13 protein-coding genes are annotated in these 17,839 nt (G+C 62.4%); 6 read left to right on the top strand and 7 right to left on the bottom strand.

Annotated features, from left to right (window positions below; genetic code table 11):
- Window positions 1-374: 374 nt before the first annotated feature.
- The 3 genes from AC07T0_RS11215 to AC07T0_RS11205 are packed head-to-tail and all read left to right on the top strand — an operon-like array spanning window position 375 to window position 3,940.
- Window positions 375-1,034: a paraquat-inducible protein A gene (locus AC07T0_RS11215; protein WP_495001237.1), complete on the top strand. Its 660-nt coding sequence runs from the start codon at window positions 375-377 to the stop codon at window positions 1,032-1,034.
- Window positions 1,021-1,644 (top strand): paraquat-inducible protein A, encoded by a 624-nt coding sequence (locus AC07T0_RS11210; RefSeq protein ID WP_495001236.1) that lies wholly within the window; start codon window positions 1,021-1,023, stop codon window positions 1,642-1,644. Before AC07T0_RS11215 ends, AC07T0_RS11210 begins: the two co-directional genes overlap by 14 nt.
- Window positions 1,637-3,940 (top strand): PqiB family protein, encoded by a 2,304-nt coding sequence (locus AC07T0_RS11205; protein ID WP_495001235.1) that lies wholly within the window; start codon window positions 1,637-1,639, stop codon window positions 3,938-3,940. The genes AC07T0_RS11210 and AC07T0_RS11205 overlap by 8 nt, the downstream gene beginning before the upstream one ends.
- Window positions 3,941-4,130: 190 nt before the next feature.
- Here AC07T0_RS11205 and mksF read toward each other — a convergent pair whose 3' ends face one another.
- The 3 genes from mksF to mksB are packed head-to-tail and all read right to left on the bottom strand — an operon-like array spanning window position 4,131 to window position 8,951.
- Entirely contained in the window at window positions 4,131-6,971 is a 2,841-nt protein-coding gene (mksF, locus tag AC07T0_RS11200) for an Mks condensin complex protein MksF (RefSeq protein ID WP_495001234.1), read from the bottom strand.
- A complete protein-coding gene (mksE, locus tag AC07T0_RS11195; RefSeq protein ID WP_495001233.1) occupies window positions 6,968-7,681 on the bottom strand; it encodes an Mks condensin complex protein MksE in 714 nt (237 codons plus the stop codon). The genes mksF and mksE overlap by 4 nt, the downstream gene beginning before the upstream one ends.
- The gene (mksB, locus tag AC07T0_RS11190; protein WP_495001232.1) at window positions 7,671-8,951 is read right to left on the bottom strand and encodes an Mks condensin complex protein MksB; all 1,281 of its coding nucleotides are present in this window, start codon (window positions 8,949-8,951) and stop codon (window positions 7,671-7,673) included. Before mksB ends, mksE begins: the two co-directional genes overlap by 11 nt.
- 167 nt (window positions 8,952-9,118) lie before the next feature.
- Here mksB and AC07T0_RS11185 point away from each other — a divergent pair, with 167 nt between their 5' ends.
- From AC07T0_RS11185 to can, 3 genes are all read left to right on the top strand, one after another.
- Window positions 9,119-9,898 (top strand): energy transducer TonB, encoded by a 780-nt coding sequence (locus tag AC07T0_RS11185; protein ID WP_495001231.1) that lies wholly within the window; start codon window positions 9,119-9,121, stop codon window positions 9,896-9,898.
- Window positions 9,891-10,343, top strand: coding sequence for a ribosomal protein S18-alanine N-acetyltransferase (rimI, locus tag AC07T0_RS11180; protein ID WP_495001230.1), 453 nt, complete (start codon window positions 9,891-9,893; stop codon window positions 10,341-10,343). The genes AC07T0_RS11185 and rimI overlap by 8 nt, the downstream gene beginning before the upstream one ends.
- A 69-nt stretch (window positions 10,344-10,412) precedes the next feature.
- Window positions 10,413-11,057 carry a carbonate dehydratase gene (gene can, locus AC07T0_RS11175; protein ID WP_495001229.1) on the top strand — a complete coding sequence of 215 codons (645 nt, stop codon included), beginning with the start codon at window positions 10,413-10,415 and terminating at the stop codon, window positions 11,055-11,057.
- A 195-nt stretch (window positions 11,058-11,252) separates the two neighbouring features.
- On the opposite strand, the gene AC07T0_RS11170 is transcribed toward can, so the two are convergent.
- The 4 genes from AC07T0_RS11170 to AC07T0_RS11155 all read right to left on the bottom strand — a co-directional run bounded on the left by AC07T0_RS11170 (window position 11,253) and on the right by AC07T0_RS11155 (window position 17,819).
- Window positions 11,253-12,425 carry a hypothetical protein gene (locus tag AC07T0_RS11170; RefSeq protein ID WP_495001228.1) on the bottom strand — a complete coding sequence of 391 codons (1,173 nt, stop codon included), beginning with the start codon at window positions 12,423-12,425 and terminating at the stop codon, window positions 11,253-11,255.
- 139 nt (window positions 12,426-12,564) lie between these two features.
- Window positions 12,565-14,199 carry a J domain-containing protein gene (locus tag AC07T0_RS11165; RefSeq protein WP_495001227.1) on the bottom strand — a complete coding sequence of 545 codons (1,635 nt, stop codon included), beginning with the start codon at window positions 14,197-14,199 and terminating at the stop codon, window positions 12,565-12,567.
- Window positions 14,200-14,212: 13 nt separating this feature from the next.
- Entirely contained in the window at window positions 14,213-15,910 is a 1,698-nt protein-coding gene (locus AC07T0_RS11160; RefSeq protein ID WP_495001226.1) for a molecular chaperone HscC, read from the bottom strand.
- A gap of 211 nt (window positions 15,911-16,121) precedes the next feature.
- A complete protein-coding gene (locus AC07T0_RS11155) occupies window positions 16,122-17,819 on the bottom strand; it encodes an acid phosphatase (protein WP_495001225.1) in 1,698 nt (565 codons plus the stop codon).
- Between the last annotated feature and the right edge of the window lie 20 nt (window positions 17,820-17,839).

Genomic DNA, 17,839 nt, shown 5'->3' with positions numbered 1-17,839 from the left:
GCAGTGAAACGATGCATCGCCGATGGTAGTGTGGGGTTTCCCCATGTGAGAGTAGGTCATCGTCAAGATTAAATTCCGAAACCCCTATCTGCGTACGCAGGTAGGGGTTTTGTTTTTGTGCTGCGCAAATGTCCGGCGCCAGGTCCGGCCTCCTGTGGCGGCTGTTCGATCGTCATCGCCAGCAAGCTGGCTCCTACAGGGGGCGGGTGTTCCAGCGCAGAGATAGCGTCGTGCCCGGCCTTCGTAGGAGCCGGCTTGCCGGCGATGGCGGCCGCATGGGCGCTGCAAGGCTCAACTCCAGACGAATTTTGCACAGTTATTTTCGAGCAGGAACACTAGAATAGGCACCGTCTTTTACAGAACCGAGCCCATTTATGCCGGATCCGGTGGACACCTCAGCGGTGTCGGAACTCCCCCTGGACACGTTGGTGGCCTGCCACGAATGCGACCTGCTGATGCTCAAACCCCAACTCGGCCTCGGCGAAAAAGCCCAGTGCCCACGCTGTGGCTATGAGCTCTACGCCAATCGCCACAATGTCATCGAGCGTAGCCTGGCCCTGGTGCTCGCCGCGCTCCTGTTGTACATCCCGGCGAACTTTTTACCGATCATGCAGCTCAATCTTCTGGGTCGGACCTCCGCCGACACGGTCTGGAGCGGTGTACTGGGCCTGTACCATACCGGTATGTCCGGCGTCGCCGTGGTGGTGTTCCTGTGCAGCATGGGGATCCCCCTGCTCAAGCTGCTCTGCCAGTTGGCCGTGCTGTTGAGCATTCGCTGGGATATTGGGCGCAGCTACGGCTTGCTGCTGTACCGTATTTACCATCACCTGCGCGATTGGGGCATGCTTGAGGTCTATCTCATGGGTGTGCTGGTGGCGATTGTCAAACTCGCCGACCTGGCGGAGCTGAGCCTCGGATTGGGCCTGGCCTGCTTTGTCGCTTTGCTGCTGGTCCAAGTGCTGCTGGAGGTGGTCATGTCGCCCCACCAGATCTGGCAGGCGTTATCGGGAGAGGATGTACATGCGGGCGATTGATGCAGGCATTCTGATCTGCACGGAATGCCATGAGTTGAACCGGCAGGAAGAAGACAGCGACGAGCAGATCTGTACCCGCTGCGGTGCCTCCGTGCACCCACGGCGTCCCAACAGCCTGATGCGGACCTGGGCCCTGCTGCTAACCTCGGCGATTCTCTACATCCCGGCCAACATGCTGCCGATCATGACCGTCAGCTCTCTGGGCAAGGGTGATCCCAGTACCATCATGTCGGGTGTCATTACCCTGGTGCAGCACGGCATGTTTCCCATCGCGGCCGTGGTTTTTGTCGCCAGTATCCTGGTACCCACGTTCAAACTGGTGGGCATTGCCCTGCTATTGTTCTCGGTGCAGCGCCGCCAGCCGCTGTCGGCCCGCCAGCGGATCATCATGTACCGTTTCATCGAATTCATTGGCCGCTGGTCAATGTTGGATATCTTCGTGATTGCCATCCTGGTGGCGATCGTGAACTTTGGCAGAATTGCCAGTGTCGAGGCCAATCTCGGCGCGATAGCCTTTGCCAGTGTGGTGATCTTGACGATGCTTGCCGCAGTAACTTTCGATCCCCGACTCATCTGGGATAACACGGAGTCGGACGACGACCATGAGTGATTTGCCAAAAGCCAAAACCCGTCCGGCCTCGAATTGGTCGGCCGTCTGGGTCCTGCCGCTGATTGCCCTGGTCATCGGCGGCTGGTTGGGCTGGCGGGCCTACAACCAGACCGGCATCGAAATCCAGGTGCGCTTTGAAAGCGGCGAGGGCATCCAGGCCAACAAGACCGAGGTTGTCTACAAGGGCATGCCCATCGGCAAGGTCAAGGGCTTGAGTCTGGATGTCGAGGGCTCGACCAAGGGGGTCGCCGCGACCATTGAGATGAACAAGGACGTCGAGTCGTCCCTGCGCACCAATACCCGCTTCTGGCTGGTCAAACCGAGCGTGACCCTGGCGGGGATTACCGGCCTGGACACCCTGGTGTCCGGCAACTACATCGCGGTCAGCCCCGGTGATGGCGAACCGGAGCGCAAGTTCAAGGCGTTGACCCAGGAGCCGCCGCTGTCGGACCTCAAGCCGGGCCTGCACATCACCATCAAGGCCGATCGCCTGGGTTCCCTGAACCGTGGCAGTCCGGTGTTCTACAAGCAGATCCAGGTCGGCCAGATCAAAAGCTATGCACTGTCCCCGGACCAGAACATGGTCGAGCTCAAGGTCTTTATCGAACCGGCCTACGCCAACCTGGTGCGCAAACACACGCGCTTCTGGAACGCCAGCGGCATCAGTATCGATGCCAACCTGTCCGGTGTGAAGGTGCGCAGCGAGTCCCTGGCCAGCATCGTCGCCGGCGGTATTGCCTTCGCCACGCCGGAGAATCGCAAGGACAGCCCACCCACCGATCCGAGCCTGCCGTTCCGCCTCTATGAGGATTTCGACGCGGCCCAGGCGGGGATCCGCGTCAAAGTGAAGCTCAGCGACTTCGAAGGGCTGCAGGCCGGGCGTACGCCGGTGATGTACAAGGGGATCCAGGTCGGCAGCCTCAAAGCCCTGAAGATCGATCCCGACCTGGCCAGTGCCAACGCCGAGTTGACCCTCGATCCGCTGGCTGAAGACTACCTGGTGAACGGTACCCAGTTCTGGGTGGTCAAGCCGTCGATTTCCCTGGCCGGCATCACCGGGCTCGAGGCCCTGGTCAAAGGCAACTACATTGCCATTCGTCCCGGCGACAAGGGCGCTCACCCGCAACGCGAGTTCGAGGCCCGGGCCAAGGCCCCGCCCCTCGACCTGCGCTCCCCGGGACTGCACATGGTGCTGTTCACCGACAACCTCGGTTCCCTGGATGTCGGCAGCCCGGTGCTCTACCGCCAGGTGAAAGTCGGTTCGGTGCAGAGTTACCAGTTCTCCCGTACGCGCAAGCAAGTGGTGATTGGCGTCCATATCGAGAAGGAATATGAAAACCTGGTCAACGCCTCGAGTCGCTTCTGGAACGCCAGCGGTATCACCCTGAGCGGTGGTTTGACAGGGGGCATCCAGGTGAAAAGCGAATCGCTGCAAAGCCTGATGTCCGGCGGTATTGCCTTCGAGACCCCACAGGACAAAGCTCCGCTGCAGAAACGCATTCCGCGTTTCCGTCTGTTCGCCAACCATGACGAGGCACAGCAGCAAGGCACCCTGATCACCATTCGGGTTGATCGCGCCGATGGATTGCGCAGCGGCACGCCGATCCGTTTCAAGGGCCTGGATGTGGGCAAGATCGAAAGCGTCGACCTGAGTGACGACTTGCAGTCGGTGCTGCTCTCGGCGCGGATTACCGAAGTGCCGGAGCGCATCGCCCGGATCGGCAGTCAGTTCTGGGTGGTAAAGCCGCAGCTGGGCCTGATCAAGACCGCCAACCTGGAAACCCTGGTCACCGGGCAGTATCTCGAAGTGCAGCCGGCGACGAAGAAGCTCGGGGTGCAGAAGGATTTTGTCGCGCTCAAGGAAGCGCCGGATGTGGCGGTGCCACAAGCCGGCTTGAGCCTGACCCTGAGCGCGGCGCGGCGTGGTTCGCTGAAGGAGGGGGTGCCGGTGACTTACCGCGAGGTGACGGTGGGCAAGGTCACGGGGTATGAGCTGGGGGACACCGCCGACCGGGTGCTGATCCATATTCTGATCGAGCCGCGTTACGCGCCGTTGGTGCGTAGTGGTAGCCGGTTCTGGAACACCAGTGGCTTTGGTCTCGACTTCGGCCTGTTCAAGGGCGCGACGGTGCGCACCGAGTCGCTGGAGACCCTGATCCAGGGCGGGATCGCCTTTGCCACGCCGGATGGCGAGCGCATGGGCGGGGCGGCGCGGCCGTTGCAGACCTTCCCGCTATTCGACAAGTTCGAGGATGAATGGCTGACCTGGGCGCCGAAGATCAGCCTCGGCAAATAGCGCTGTTTGTGTAGGCGCCGGCTTGCTGGCGATGGCGGCCGAAAGGTCGATGCAAGGCTTACTGGCCTCATCGCCAGCAAGCTGGCTCCTACAGGGTTCTCGGTGTGGTGGTGTTTCTCGGTGAAGCACCCCCCAAAAATAAAAAGGCCACGATCAATGATCGCGGCCTTTTGCCTTCCAGCTTCCGGAGTCAGACCTCGTCGAGCTCCGGTTCCGCCGCTTCACTTGGCAGTGGCGCCCGCACCTGATCGTGCCGGCGAATGTACTTCCAGTCCGCCTCGTCGATATAGATCCCGTTCGGTCCGCTGCCGCCTTCCAGGTCGATGGCCACGTGCGCCGACACCTGCGGCTTCACGCTCGCCAGGATCGGCACGAAGCCCAGTTGCAGGCTGGTCTCGAGCAGCGCCGCCTGGTTGCGTTCGTCGATGTCCGCGGCCTCGTCGAGGTAGTACGGCAGACGCACGCGCCCGGCCTGGTCGCGGTCCATCAGGTGCAGCAACAGGTACATGTTGGTCAGCGCCTTGATGGTCATGGTGGTGCCGTTGGACGCCGCGCCGTCGATATCGGTATGGATCACCGGTTGGCCGTTGACCTTGGTGATCTCGAACGCCAGCTCGAACAGGTCCTTCAAGCCCAGCTGGTTGTGGTTGGCCGCCACCAGCCGCGCCAGGTATTCCTTGGCTTCTTCGTTCTTGTTGTCCTGATCGGCACTCTGGCTCAGGTCGAACACCGACAGCGTCTCGCCTTCCTCATACTGGCCGGCACTGTGGATGATCTGGTCGATGTGCTTGAGCGCCTCCTTGTTCGGCGCCAGCACGATGCGGAAGCTTTGCAGGTTGGACACCTGGCGTTTGTTGATCTCGCGGTTGAACAACGCCAGTTGGTGTTCCAGGCTGTCGTAGTCGCTGCGGATATTGCGCAGGGTCCGGGCGATATCGGTCACCGCCGCACGGCGCGCCTTGCCCAGGGTCAGGGCTTCGTCGGTGCGGTGATCATAGGCGTTGATCAGCAGTTGCAGGCGGCGCTCGATGTCGTCCTCGCTGTCGAACTTGGCCACGCCCTTGAGGCGCACCTGGGCGTACAGCGCCTCGATCTGTCCGTCGGCCCGCTGCAAGCCCTGCCAGCTGTCCTGGTAGTCGTTGAGCAGCGGTAGCAGGTTGTCCATGGAATCGTCCACCGGATCCATGAACGGCGTGCCGAACGGCAGGTCGGCCGGCAGCAACTGGCGACGGCGCAGGGCGTCGTCGAGGGTGCGTTGCTTGGCTTCCATGTCGCCGATCTGCCGGCCGACCAGTTGCAGCTTGGCCGACAGCTGTTGGACGCGCTCGGTGAAGGCGTCGCTGGAGCGCTTGAGTTCATCCTGCGCGGCTTCCAGTTGTGCCAACTGCTCCAACTTGTCGCCTTCCTCGGCGCTCAGGGTCTGGGCGCGACGGAAGTCTTCCAGGGCTTTCTGCGCATCCAGCACCTGCTGGTACAGCGCTTCGGTCTGGGTCTTGCTCGCGGCCCGGTCGGCGGCAACGGCCTGCTGGGTTTTCAATTGCTTGAGCTCTTTGTCCAGGCGCTCTTTCTGGTCACGTAACGCGGCGCGATCGGCCAGGGCTTGCAGCGCCGGCGGCTCGATATGGGACAGGTCGATGGACAGGCCCGGTACTTCGAAACGCTCGCCCTTGAAGCCGTCGAGGATCAGTTCCATGGACTTGACCCACTGGCCTTCCTCGTCCAGGGCAATACCGTGCTCGCCCAGCGGCAGGCTGAACAGGGCGCTGTTGAACAGACGCATCAGGCGTTCGACGTCCTGTTGCGAGAACTCTTCGCGCAAGCGCGCATAGCTGTTGTTGTCGGCGTGATCGAGTTGCTGCTTCACCGACTTCAGGCGTTTTTCCAGGTCGCGCAGACGCTCTTCCAGGTCCTCGGCGCTGAACTGCCGGGATTGGGCCAGGGCACCGGCCAGTTCGTCGTGGGCATCCTTGGCTGCCAGCAGCTGCTGCTCCAGCACCTTCACATCGTTGACCAGGGCGAAGCGATGCTTGAGCACCGACAACTCGCCGAGCCAGCGTTGCAGGTCGCTGATTTCCCGCTCCAGGCGCATCAGTTCCTGGGTGCTGCTGCGCTGGTCGTTCTGCAGGGCGTCCTGTTCATTGCGGTAATGTTCGGACTGGATCAGCAGCTCTTCCTTGCGCGCACCGGCATAGTCCGACCAGGTGCCGAGCAACGAGTCCAGCAACGGCGAGATCCGGTGCAGCTTGCCGCGCAGCACATCGCGCTGACGCACCCCCGAGGCCAGCGCCTCGACCAGGGGCCCGGCGGCGACCATGGCGTTGTAGTCCTGTTCCATGCGCCGCACGTCGCGGAAGGCTTCCTCGCAGGCCGCGATATAGTCGACGCTGCCGGAACGCAGGCTGTGCTCGAAGGCATCGAGGAACAGCTGCTTGAGCTTGGCGGCGGTGATCTCGCGCATGTGCAGCAGGTTGATGAACAGCGCGCGGAAGGTCTTCAGGCTCTGTTCGCTGGTGGAGCGTAGCGGGATCAGCGTCAGGTCCAGTGGAATCGAGGTGTGACCGCCGACCAGCAGCCGGCGCAGTTCATCGGGCTTGAGCTCGTAGGCTTTGAGGCCGTTGCGCTCGAGGTTGTTGAACAGCTCCTTCTGGCGCAGGCAGGTGTCGTCTTTCTGGTAGTGGGTCAGGTCCAGGCGCCCGGCGTAGGCGAAGAACTGGTGGCCGAAACCACCGCCCGGGCCGCGTCCGACCACGCCGATCACATGCGGGCCGTGGGGCAGGGCGACTTCGACGAGGATGTAGCTGGTATCGGTGGCGAAATAGAAGCGCCGCGACTGCTCCAGGCTGTACTTGCCGAAGCTCATGTCCGACATGCGCGCCAGGATCGGGAACTGCAAGGCGTTGATCGAAGCCGATTTACCCAGGTTGTTGGCGCCATACACCGACAGCGGATGTTCCAGCGGAAACAGACCGAGGCTGTAGCCGGCGGTGTTCAGCAGGGCGAAGCGGCGAATACCGTAGCGTTCCTGGCTCATGCGTCCATCTCCTGTTGCTCGGCGGCAATGGCCCGGGCCAGCGCGTCTTCTTCACTTTCTTCAGGGGCCTCGACGAATTCGCTGAGGTCCAGCGGGTCATCGGTTTCCAGCAGTTTTTCGTCGCTGTCGTCATCCACCAGTACCGGCGTCGGCAATGGCAGCACGCTGTGCAGGCTGGCGGCCATGTCACGGTCCTGCTGGACCGACAGGCAGACGTCGAGGAAACGGTGCATCGGTGGCAGGAAGCGGAACAGGCCGGGCTCCTCGAGGGCGAAGCCGAGTTGGGTCATGCGGCGCATGATCTTCTCTTCCAGTTCCTCCTGGGTGGTGACTTCGGCCTGGACGAACAGGTCGCGGTATTTGTCCAGCAGCGACGGCAGTTCGTCACGGCCCAGGCTACCGCCGTCGAGCACGGCCACCGGGTCGCGGCCCTGGTCGGCGAGGTGTTCGACCAGGATAAAGGTGAACAGCGCCAGGCGCTGGGCGGTCTTGTTGACCTGGGCGGCGGCGTTGTCCGGGACGAAGTAGTAGAAACCACGGGTGTCGCAGACCAGTTCGAAGCCCAGGGCCTTGAACAGGCTGCGGTACTGGTCCTGGCAATTGGACAGTTGGGCGTACAGCTCCGGGTCGCGGCGGCTGACGTGGTAACCCTTGAACAGCTCGCGAAAGATCGGCGCCAGCTGGGACAGTTCGGAAAGATCAAGATGCATGGGGAGTGCTCGCGGAATTCTCGCCGGCTTCTTCGACACGCGAGAGCAGGGCGAAGGAGCGCAGGCTGACCTGGTGCTCCTGGGTGTGGTAGTCGCGGCGTTCGAGGCGCTCGCGCTGGAAACGTTTTTCCCGCGACAGGCGCGAGAACCAGTAGAGCAATTCGTCGGTGGCGCCGTCCGGTTCCTGCTCCAGCAGCCAGCTCATCAGGTCCGGCATCGGCAGCGCATCGCTGCAGCGTTCGAGCATTTCCTTGACCGTGCGCGGGGCCCGTGGCGACTCGCCGCCATTGGACGACTTGTGCGCCTTGGGGAAACGCGACGGCTTGGCCTCGAAACGGGCCAGGGCGTAGACATACGCCTCGACCTGGCCGGAACTGCCGAGAAAGGTGCTTTGCGGGCGGCTGAACATCGGCATCGCCGCTTGTGGCACGGCGTCCAGGCCTTTGCGCCGGATCACCGACAGGGCCAGGGCGGCGCCACGGGTCACGGCGTTGTGCCGGCGCGCTTCTTCACGCAGCGGCAGCAGCAGTTCGCGGGCATGGCGCAGGGTCAACTGGGCGCTGGTCTGCATTTCCAGGATCCGCGCGTGGGTGCGCAGCAGCATGTCGTCGTCCACCAGGTGGCCGAGGCGTTGCTGTTCGCTGAGCATGCGCAACAGCACGTTCTCGACCTTGCGCACGCCCTGTTCGAAGGCGCCGTCGGCGTTCACCAACTGGATCATCGGTTCGACGTATTCGTCCCAGGTCGCCAGGACCTCGGCGTAACGCTGGCGTAGAGGGATCTGTCGGTCGCTGGTCTTGGCCCGTTCGGCGACGGCCACCAGGGCCTGTTCGTCGTTGGCGAGCTTTTTCAGTACATCGCGCACGCGCATGTCGAGCAGGCGCAGCTGGCGGGCCAGGTCGTTGCCGTCGCGGATGTCGAAGGCGTCCTGGATGTAGCCTGCCAGGCGTTCGAGGTGGCGCAGGTAGGCTTCGATCTCCAGGCACAGGCCCAGGCGGTGTTCGCGACGCAGGTAGGCGAGGAAGTCGTGGATCTGGGCATTGAGCTCGAAACGGTTCGGGCTTTTCGCCACGGGCACCAGGATATCCAGGCGAATCCACACGTCCAGCAGGCTGGTGATGTCCTGGGGCGTGCTGTCCAACTGCTGGGCGGCCAGTTGCTGGCGCAGTTCACCGAGGCTCAGGGTGCCTTGGTCGAAGTGTTCGCACAGAGGCTCCAGAAGGGCCCAGTGCTCGGCGAGGGCGCGCAAGACGCGCTTGGGTTCGATCATGGGGGAGGCCGGCTGGTTAGCAAATTAAAAGCAGCGATTGTACTGCATGCCGCGTCCGATTTATCCCCAGCTGATCAGAGGCTTGGCGTTCTTGCGATCAACTGCGGGCGATCTTCGCCGAAGGGCGGTAGAATCCCTGCTTCAACTTATCCACAGATGGCCGACCTTTGCTTATCGAGTCCCGCCGCCGCGCTTATCTGACCGCCATGCAGGTGGTCCACTGGCTGCCCCGCACCGAACTGCCGTTCGCCGCGCCGTCGCGGGCGGAATTGTTTGTGGAGCCGGAGCCGTTGGTCGAGGTCCAGGCCCCCGTGCCTGAGGCGCGTAACGCCGCCGAACCGCTGGCCAAGCCCGTCGAACGGGCGAAGATCGAAGTGCCACGGCCCTCGCCAATCCAGCGCGCGGAAAGCAAGCCGGCGGTTGTCGCCGAAGAGGCGCCGGCCCCGGTCAAGGTGGTTCAGGTGCCGCCGCCGCGTTTCGCGTTGCAATTGTTACGCGCCGGACGTTGCCTGGTGCTGGTGGAGTTACCCACGGGCGAACCCTTCCAGAGCCGCGACCCGGCCTACCTGTTGCTCAAGGACATGCTGCGCGCCGCCGGGCTGCCGGACAGCCCGCAGATCGTCGGCGAGCCGGTGCGCTGGCCGCTGCTGGTCCGCGGCAACCTCGACCAGGGCCCGGAGGCGGCGCGGGACTTTGTCCAGGGCTTCGTCCAGGCCCGGCGGGAAGAAGGCGAGTGCGCCTGCCTGTGGCTGATCGGCCTGCCGGCGGTGCGTTTTGCCGGTGAGGCCAATGCCGAATCATACAACCGTGAACTGCAGGTCGAAGGCCTGGGATCGGCCTGGGCGCTGCCCGGTCTGGAATTATTGATGGATGAGCCACAGCGCAAGGCTGATGTCTGGCAAGCCATGCGCCGGCTGATGGCGCGATGGAAAAGTAACGATGAGTGATGCGGTAAGTTTTCGCCCGATGACCGAGGCGGACCTGGATGCGGTCCTGAAGATCGAATACGCGGCCTTCAGCCATCCCTGGACCCGTGGGATTTTCCTCGATGGTCTGGGCAAGTATCAGATCTGGCTGATGTTCGAAGGCAGCCAGCAGGTCGGGCATGGCGTGGTGCAGATCATTCTCGATGAGGCGCACCTGCTCAATATCACGGTCAAGCCGGAGAGCCAGGGCCGTGGCCTGGGTTTGCGCCTGCTCGAACACTTGATGTCGCGGGCCCATGCGGCCGAGGCCCGGGAGTGTTTCCTCGAGGTGCGCGACAGCAATCAGGCGGCCTTCCGCCTGTATGAGCGTTATGGCTTCAATGAAGTCGGCCGTCGTCGCGACTACTATCCGGCGGTGGGCGGACGCGAAGATGCGGTGGTGATGGCGTGTACGCTGGTTGACTGAGGATTTCCCCACGTGACCCCAAGTCGGGGTCGGGTGTCATAACTTCGGACTATCTTGAGGCAGCAGAGCATGAACGAACTACAGGATCTGATTGATAACAACGAGCGCTGGGCCGCTGCGATCAAGGAAGAAGACCCGGAGTTCTTCGCCAAGCTCGCCCGTCAGCAGACTCCGGAGTTCCTCTGGATCGGCTGCTCCGATGCGCGGGTGCCGGCCAACGAGATTGTCGGCATGCTGCCGGGCGATCTGTTCGTACACCGTAACGTCGCCAACGTGGTGCTGCACACCGACCTCAACTGCCTGTCGGTGATCCAGTACGCGGTGGATGTGCTCAAGGTCAAGCATATCCTGGTCACCGGCCACTACGGTTGTGGCGGCGTGCGGGCCGCGATGCAGGATCGCCAGTTGGGCCTGATCGATGGCTGGCTGCGGTCAATTCGCGACCTGTACTACGAGAACCGTGAAGTGCTGGCGCAGTTGCCCACTGAAGAGGAGCGGGTCGACCGCTTGTGCGAGTTGAACGTGATCCAGCAGGTGGCCAACGTCGGTCATACCACCATTGTGCAGAACGCCTGGCATCGTGGGCAGAGCCTGTCGATCCACGGCTGCATCTACGGGATCAAGGATGGGCGCTGGAAGAGTCTGAACGCCACCATCAGCGGGATTGAGCAGCTGCCACCGCAGTACCGGTTGCGGCCGGTGGAAGCGCCCTGAGGCCTGCATAGGCTGTGAGTATGCCATCGCCAGCAAGCTGGCTCCCACATCAGTGCCGTGTCGAACACGGATTTTGTACACGACACGGACCTTGTAGGCGCTGGCATGCCAGCGATGGCGGCCTTGAGGTCAATGCCAGACCCAAGGGCCCCATCGCCGGCAAGCCGGCTCCCACAGTGGGTGTTGCGGCGTTGGTCAGATGGCCGGCATCGCGGTCACTGGCGCTGGCGCCGGTTGCTTTAGCTGGTTGAGTTGCGTCTTGATCGCCGTGGTCGAGCATTTCTTCTCGGCATCGGCTTCCGACAGCTTGCGTATCGACTCGTAGAACAGCACGCAGGTTTTCTGCGTGTTGGTCACCTGCCAGTTGTCGGTACAGCTTTTCAGCTGCGCCGCCGGATCGCTGTCCGGTTTCTGGCCCATGCCGGCCTGCCAGCAGGCGGCACTCAAGTCCTGCCCCATCACTTTCAAGCCCGCCGCATCGGCTTTCGCCTGGTCACCACCGTAGCTGGCCGGGTCCGCCGCGTACCAGATGTAGCTCGGGTGGTTGGAGCCCAATACCGGTACTATCGCCCCCGCTGTCGGGCGGATGAGACCCAGCTGTAGCACACCGACGTCCGCGCCATATTGCTGCTTGATCCAGTTACGCACCGGCGTACCGAAGGCCACCATCGGCAACGCCGTGCCCTTGGTGGTGATGCTGACTTCCTTGACCATGGTGGTCTGGTAGTCGGTGAAGTAGCTGTAGACGGTTTCCAGGGTACTGCCGGCGTTGGACGGCGCGGCAATCGGTGCGATGTCGACGATGGTCTGGTAACCCGGCGTCTGCTCCTTGGGGATGCCATTGTCGGTCAGGAGCTCGGCCCAGCGGTCGGTGGTAGCCGACTCCAGGTAGTCCTGGGCCTGGGTCAACGAGTAATCCGGCGGGAAGTGCAGCAGTTCGACGCTCTTGCGGTTGTCCAGAGCCAGGCCCAGCGGCAGGAACAGGTACCAGTTGTAGGCCCATTTACCGTCGGCATTCAGTTTGGAGGCGCCTTTGTAGGCCAGTTCGCCGGCATTGAGCACTTGCTCCAGCGGTTTGTCATAACCGTTCGGCACGCCGCTGAAGTGGGCATAGAGTTGGCCGGCGTCGGCTTTCACCGTCACCTTGGCGTTGAGGTAGCCGTCACGCTTCACGCTCTGGTTCAGATAGTGCTCGGCGGTCTGTTCCAGGGTCCAGGGGCGAAAGCAGATGACATTGCAATTGTTGGGATAGGCGAAGAGCTGGGTGACGCGCTCCCGGCTGCCCAGTTTCATTTCGACATCGGCGTGAGCGAGGGTACTCAGGGTGAGTGCGGCTAAGGTACTCGTCAATACAGCGATTTTTGACATGCTCAGATCCTTTTCAGCGTTGACCATCGGGTGAGGTGACTTGTCATACTGCGGCAGGTACTGCTTTCCCGTTATGGGGAAACTGTGATTTTTCTTGTACTTGATATCCCTGACCAAGCGTAGGCATTCCCCCCGGACTTCATCGGCTGCTGCCCGTGGTCAACGGATAGCCGGGGACCACCAGCAAGCAAGTGACGGTGATGCACAACATCAGCAGGAAGAATCCCAGCTGCAGGGGACTCCACTGAGTGAGGTGCTGGATGGCCTGCCAGGGGTGTCGCCAGATCGAGTCGGGGCGTTCGCAACGCGGGCGTTTGTTGTCGAACAGGCCGATGGCGCCGATGCCGATGAATGTCGCCATGCCCAAGCCACCTGACCAGGCCAGGAACAGTAACGCAATCAACGCCTGCGGCACGCCATGGCGAATAACCAGCCAATGCCGGGTCGGGTTGATGCGTTTGGGCAACAGATGCTGGCTCAGCCACAAATCGATCGTCATCAGGTGCCAGCACAGGGGCTGCCAAAAACGCATCGCGTAGACGCCGATGATCACTGGGATCAGACCAGTCAACAGTGAGGTCATCAGACTCGTCCAGAGCGTGCCCTTGGCTTGCCAGATTTGCCATGAGGGCAGCGTTGACAAGGTCACTGCCAGCGAGCAGCCGGCCCATAACCATCGCCAGCCAGAGGGGGGCACGGAGCGCGGCAGGAACTGGCGCCAGAAAAAGACGTCGCGATTTGGCAGGCGTTCGATAAGTTCCGGATACCGGTGGGCCAGTTGATCCGAAAGATCCTGGCAGGCTTGCCAATGATTATGGGTGAAGTGCTTGAACTCCAGGCCCTGTTGCCAGAGCGTGAGGGGCGTCAGCAGCAGAAAGGCGGCTTTTGGCGCGGGGCCCCCATAGAAATGGTTCAAGGCCCTGGTTTGCAGTTCCTCGTAGAAAGCTTCGCGTTCGCAGCGCTGGTTCAGTGATTGCCAGACCCAGTGTGGCTCGGGGGTAACACCGGCCTTGTCGTCCCAGCCGAACGCCTGGCAGACCCGGTCGAATAGCGGCACGCTCCATTGGGTTTCGTTCAGCAACTGCAGCACGATCCGTTGCCATTCCTGGCTTCGGTCGAAAATCTTTATCCAAGGCTGTTGCGAGTAGTTTTTCAACTGCTGGAGGAATGGCCGTTCCTGCCCGGCCTCCAGCAGGTCCTGCAGTGTCTGCCGATATTCCTGCAGCAACCCACTGGACAAGGCTTCAGCTTGCCAGGGTGTCATGCGCACGGTTTGCCAGGGCGTCAGCCATTCCAGCTGCTGAACGGCCCAGGCGGCGATTGGGCTACGCAATCCCGGTTGTTCAAAACACAGCCGCAGCAATGCCTGTTGGAACGCTTCGGCGCATTGCTGTTGCCGGGCCTGCTGCCAACGCTCGGCCAGGTTCTGTTCGCTGAGCTCGGCCACCAGCGCGGGAACCGGGTCATCGAGGACGGGGGCCGACAGGCCTGTGCCCAGTGGCTGAATCTCCGCGGGCCGGGACCAGTCGTGCTTCTGCGCGTGTTCCAGCGGCTCGGCGGCGAAGTTGCTCACAGGCAGGTGCTGTGCTTCTTCTGTCGAGGTTTCATCCCGCCAGCGGGCGATCGCCAGTGCATTTTCGTATGCCTCACGCAGGCGTTGAAAACCTTCGGCCTCTTCATCCGGGCGATTGCTTTTCAGCAGTCGCGCGTAGCTGCGCTTGATGCTGCGTTCATCGGCGTCTTCCGGCAGGTGCAACAGCGTCCAGCAATTCATCTCGCGACTCCTGTCAGTGCCAGATACCGTTGTCCAGTTTATTCAACTGTTCGATCAGATTCTGACGGGCCTCGCGAATGCGTCGTTCGTCCTGGCCCTCCAACACTTGCTGGAACTGCCCGGCCCACTGGCCGATACGTTCGCGCAGCTCACCGAGGCTTTCCTGGTAGAGGCGTTCCAGGCGTGCGCTCAGGACTGTGTTCACCTGCTGATCGCGTGGGTGCACCTTGAGCAAGGTCAGGGCCTGCAAGCGCTGTTGGATCTCTTCCGGTGAAAGCACCCCGGGGTTGTTCTCGATGATCAGCGAGTGTTGTTCGCCAGTCAGTGGAATATTGACCTGGGCTTCGAGCAAGCCGTTGTTGTCGTAGGTGAAGCGCACATCCAACGCGACCTCGCCGGCCTTGCGCTTGGGCACCGTCATTTCCAGTTGGCCAAGAAAGACGTTGTCGCGTACCAGGCGGCTTTCGCCCTGATAGATTTTCAGCACCACCACGGCCTGGTTGTCTTGCAGGGTATACACGCGCTTGACCCGGCTGACCGGTACGATGCTGTTGCGCTCGATGATAGGCAGGTAGTGCCCGCTGTCGATCTGCTGGCCGAACTGATGAGAGGTTTCGATCCCGAGTGTGTAGGAACAGACGTCGGTCAGTACCACTTCTTCCAGGGCGGCGGAACGCGCCTTCAGCGCGGCCTGCGCCGCGGCACCGTGGGCCACGACTTCGTCCGGATTGAGGCTGATGGACGGGAAGCGTCCGAAGAGGCTGGCGGCGAGCTTGCGCACCAGTGGCATGCGCGTGGTGCCCCCCACCAAGAGGATTTCGTCCAGGTCGTTGACACGAATCCGTGCATCGCGCAGCGCCCGTTCGATAGGACCGCGCAGACGTTCCAGCAGCGGTGCGTAGAGTTCGGCCAATTGCTGCTGGGTAACGGTCCTGCTCCACTGCCGGCCGTCGACCCGCAGGCTGAACTCGGCGCTGGCATCCTGGCCCAGCGCCTTGCGCACCCGTTCGGCTTCGCGCCGCAGTGCCTGGCTGACGCTTGCCGGGTCTGGGAAGTCCGCGACTGCGCGTTGACTGTCGATAAAGGACTCGAGCAATACGCTATCGAAATCCTCGCCGCCGAGGAAGTTATCGCCGGCGCTGGCACGGACCTCCATGACACCGTCGAAGAGTTCAAGAATCGATACGTCGAAAGTGCCGCCGCCGAGGTCAAAGACGAGGAACGAGGTCTCCTTGTCCCGCTGGTGCAGGCCATAGGCGAGGGCGGCGGCAGTGGGTTCGTTGATCAGTTTTTCGACTTTCAGCCCCGCCAGCTCTCCGGCGATACGGGTGGCCTTGCGCTGGGCATCGCTGAAGTAGGCCGGGACGCTGATCACAGCCTCGTGCACGGTTTTACCGTAGGCACGTTCGACGTCTTCCTTGAGGCTCTTGAGGACCAGGGCGGACAGTTCCTCCGGGCGGAAAAGGCGATTGCCCAGGCGTACTTCCTGGGCGCTGCCCATATGGCGCTTGAACAGTGAGGTGGTGGTTTGCGAGTGGGTATGCAGTCGCTCTTTCGCCGCCTGCCCGACCAGTACCCGGCCTTCATCGTCCAGGCCAACCACGCTGGGTGTGAGGAACTGGCCGAGGGCATTGGGCACCAACTCGCTGGTTTCTCCGCGCCAGACGGCAACGAGGCTGTTGGTGGTCCCCAGGTCAATCCCTACGATCATTACGACGAACTCCCTTTTCGCTCGGTAAAATTCTGAAACAGAATACTATCAGGCAAGGATATTACCGGAGTGCGGAGGGGGTAAAGCGGATAGTGGCTCTAGGCTATTGTTTGATCGATGCAGGGTATGCCGGAACCTGCAGGAGCCTGACTCCTGCAGGGGCGGGGCGAGAGGAGCATGGGTCAGCCATTGACTCCTCGGAGTGCCTGTCTCAGAGCGTAAAGCGCAAGGCGTTGGTCAGGTCGCCCATCGGCTTCTGGCCACGGGCAGTCATCGCGTCATCGCGCTGCTTGATCCCATCGAGTTTCTCCAACTGGAACACCCGGGTGATCAGGCGCAGGATCGAGGCGGTGTCATACACCGTGTGATCCACCGTGCCCTTGCGGGCGAAGGGCGAAACCACCAGGGTCGGAACCCGTGTGCCCGGGCCCCAGCGATCGCCTTGCGGCGGCGCCACATGGTCCCACCAGCCGCCGTTTTCATCGACGGTGACGACCACCACCATGTTTTTCCATTGCGGGCTTTCGCGCAGTACTTTCAGGATACGGTCGATATGCCGGTCGCCGGACGCCACGTCGGCGTAACCGGCGTGCATGTTCAGGTTGCCCTGGGGTTTGTAGAAGGTCACCGCTGGCAACTTGCCGGCTTGGGCATCGGCGAGGAACTTGTTGCTGCTCGGGTCCTCGCCCAGTCCGCCGTCGCGCAAGCGCTTGGCCCGCTCACCGGGGTTTTCCGGGCCCTGCTGCTTGAAATAGTTGAAGGGTTGATGGTGGTACTGGAAGTTCGGGATCTTCGGAATGCCGCCCGAGTCCTTGAACTGGTCCAGGGTGGCCTGCCAGGCACCGGCGTACCAGGCCCAGTCGACGTTCTTCTTCGACAGCTTGTCGCCGATGTGTTCGTGGGTCTGGGGTACCAGCACTGTGGGCAGGCCCGGCTTGGAATAGTCTGGATGTTCGGTGTCGCGGATCCAGGTCGGCCAGTAGGGCGGAGCCATGGTGTTGACCGCGTAGCCATCCGGGGTCAGTGCGCTCGGACCGAACTGCGGCGCGCCGCTCATGGCGCTGGCTGGGGACTTGTCCAGAGGCTTGAGGTGCGTACCGAGCGGGTCGTCGCTTTGCAGCGTGGCGATCTGCGGCTTGGCCACCGAGTTGGCGGCGTCCGGGTAGAAGGGCACGGCCGCGCTGATCAGGTATTGGTGGTTGAGGAACGAACCGCCGAAGGCACCCTGGAAGAAGTTGTCGCAGAGCACGAACTCCTTGGCCACGTCCCACAGGCGCAACGAGTAACGGTTCTGGGCGTAGTGCCCCATGGTCAGGCCGCCGGAGTCGGCCCAGGCGACGAACTGGTCGTTCTTGCCGCCGTTGATCTGCATCTGGTTCTGGTAGAACACGTGCCACAGGTCGCGGGTGACCAGGCTCAGGGGCAGGTCCTCGCCGTCCGGGCCCTTGAGGGCATAAGGCGCGTTGGGCAGGTTTTGCTGGAACTGGGTTTGCGCCGGATAGGTCACGCCATCGACGGTTTGCGGGCCGATCTGCAGGACACCGCCCCAGGCCGGCGGCAGGCTCTGCAGCAGGCTGCCATCGCGATCGCGTTGCTGGTAGTCGGCAGGCGCGAGGGCCGACAAGGGTTTCTCGAGGCCGGGGAAGTCGGCGAACAGGTTGTTGAAGCTGCGGTTCTCGGCGTAGATCACCACCACGGTTTTCACCTGGTCGCGCAACGCCTTGTCCAACTCGGCGCCCGACAGCTCGCGGCTGTCCGGCTTGCCGGGTTCGCTCGGGGAACCGCAGGCGGTCAGCGTCGCGCCAACACCCAGCACCGCCACGCCACCGAGGAAGCGGCGACGACTGGTGTCAGTGGGGTTATCGGTTTCGGGCGCTTGCGACTGGTCGAGGTCTTTCTCGTCACTCATCCTGGGTTCCTGCTGGCTGG

The sequence above is a fragment of the Pseudomonas sp. GW821-FHT04D07 genome (assembly GCF_059420225.1).
The sequence above is the reverse complement of the archived record's forward strand: the minus strand, read 5'-3'. Positions and strand labels throughout refer to the sequence as shown.

Bases quoted from the DNA above. Each gene is read 5' to 3' on its own strand.
- AC07T0_RS11215 (WP_495001237.1), top strand. From the start codon at position 375: ATGCCGGATCCGGTGGACACCTCAGCGGTGTCGGAACTCCCCCTGGAC.
- AC07T0_RS11210 (WP_495001236.1), top strand. From the start codon at position 1,021: ATGCGGGCGATTGATGCAGGCATTCTGATCTGCACGGAATGCCATGAG.
- AC07T0_RS11205 (WP_495001235.1), top strand. From the start codon at position 1,637: ATGAGTGATTTGCCAAAAGCCAAAACCCGTCCGGCCTCGAATTGGTCG.
- mksF (WP_495001234.1), bottom strand. From the start codon at position 6,971: ATGAGCCAGGAACGCTACGGTATTCGCCGCTTCGCCCTGCTGAACACC.
- mksE (WP_495001233.1), bottom strand. From the start codon at position 7,681: ATGCATCTTGATCTTTCCGAACTGTCCCAGCTGGCGCCGATCTTTCGC.
- mksB (WP_495001232.1), bottom strand. From the start codon at position 8,951: ATGATCGAACCCAAGCGCGTCTTGCGCGCCCTCGCCGAGCACTGGGCC.
- rimI (WP_495001230.1), top strand. From the start codon at position 9,891: ATGAGTGATGCGGTAAGTTTTCGCCCGATGACCGAGGCGGACCTGGAT.
- can (WP_495001229.1), top strand. From the start codon at position 10,413: ATGAACGAACTACAGGATCTGATTGATAACAACGAGCGCTGGGCCGCT.
- AC07T0_RS11170 (WP_495001228.1), bottom strand. From the start codon at position 12,425: ATGTCAAAAATCGCTGTATTGACGAGTACCTTAGCCGCACTCACCCTG.
- AC07T0_RS11165 (WP_495001227.1), bottom strand. From the start codon at position 14,199: ATGAATTGCTGGACGCTGTTGCACCTGCCGGAAGACGCCGATGAACGC.
- AC07T0_RS11160 (WP_495001226.1), bottom strand. From the start codon at position 15,910: ATGATCGTAGGGATTGACCTGGGGACCACCAACAGCCTCGTTGCCGTC.
- AC07T0_RS11155 (WP_495001225.1), bottom strand. From the start codon at position 17,819: ATGAGTGACGAGAAAGACCTCGACCAGTCGCAAGCGCCCGAAACCGAT.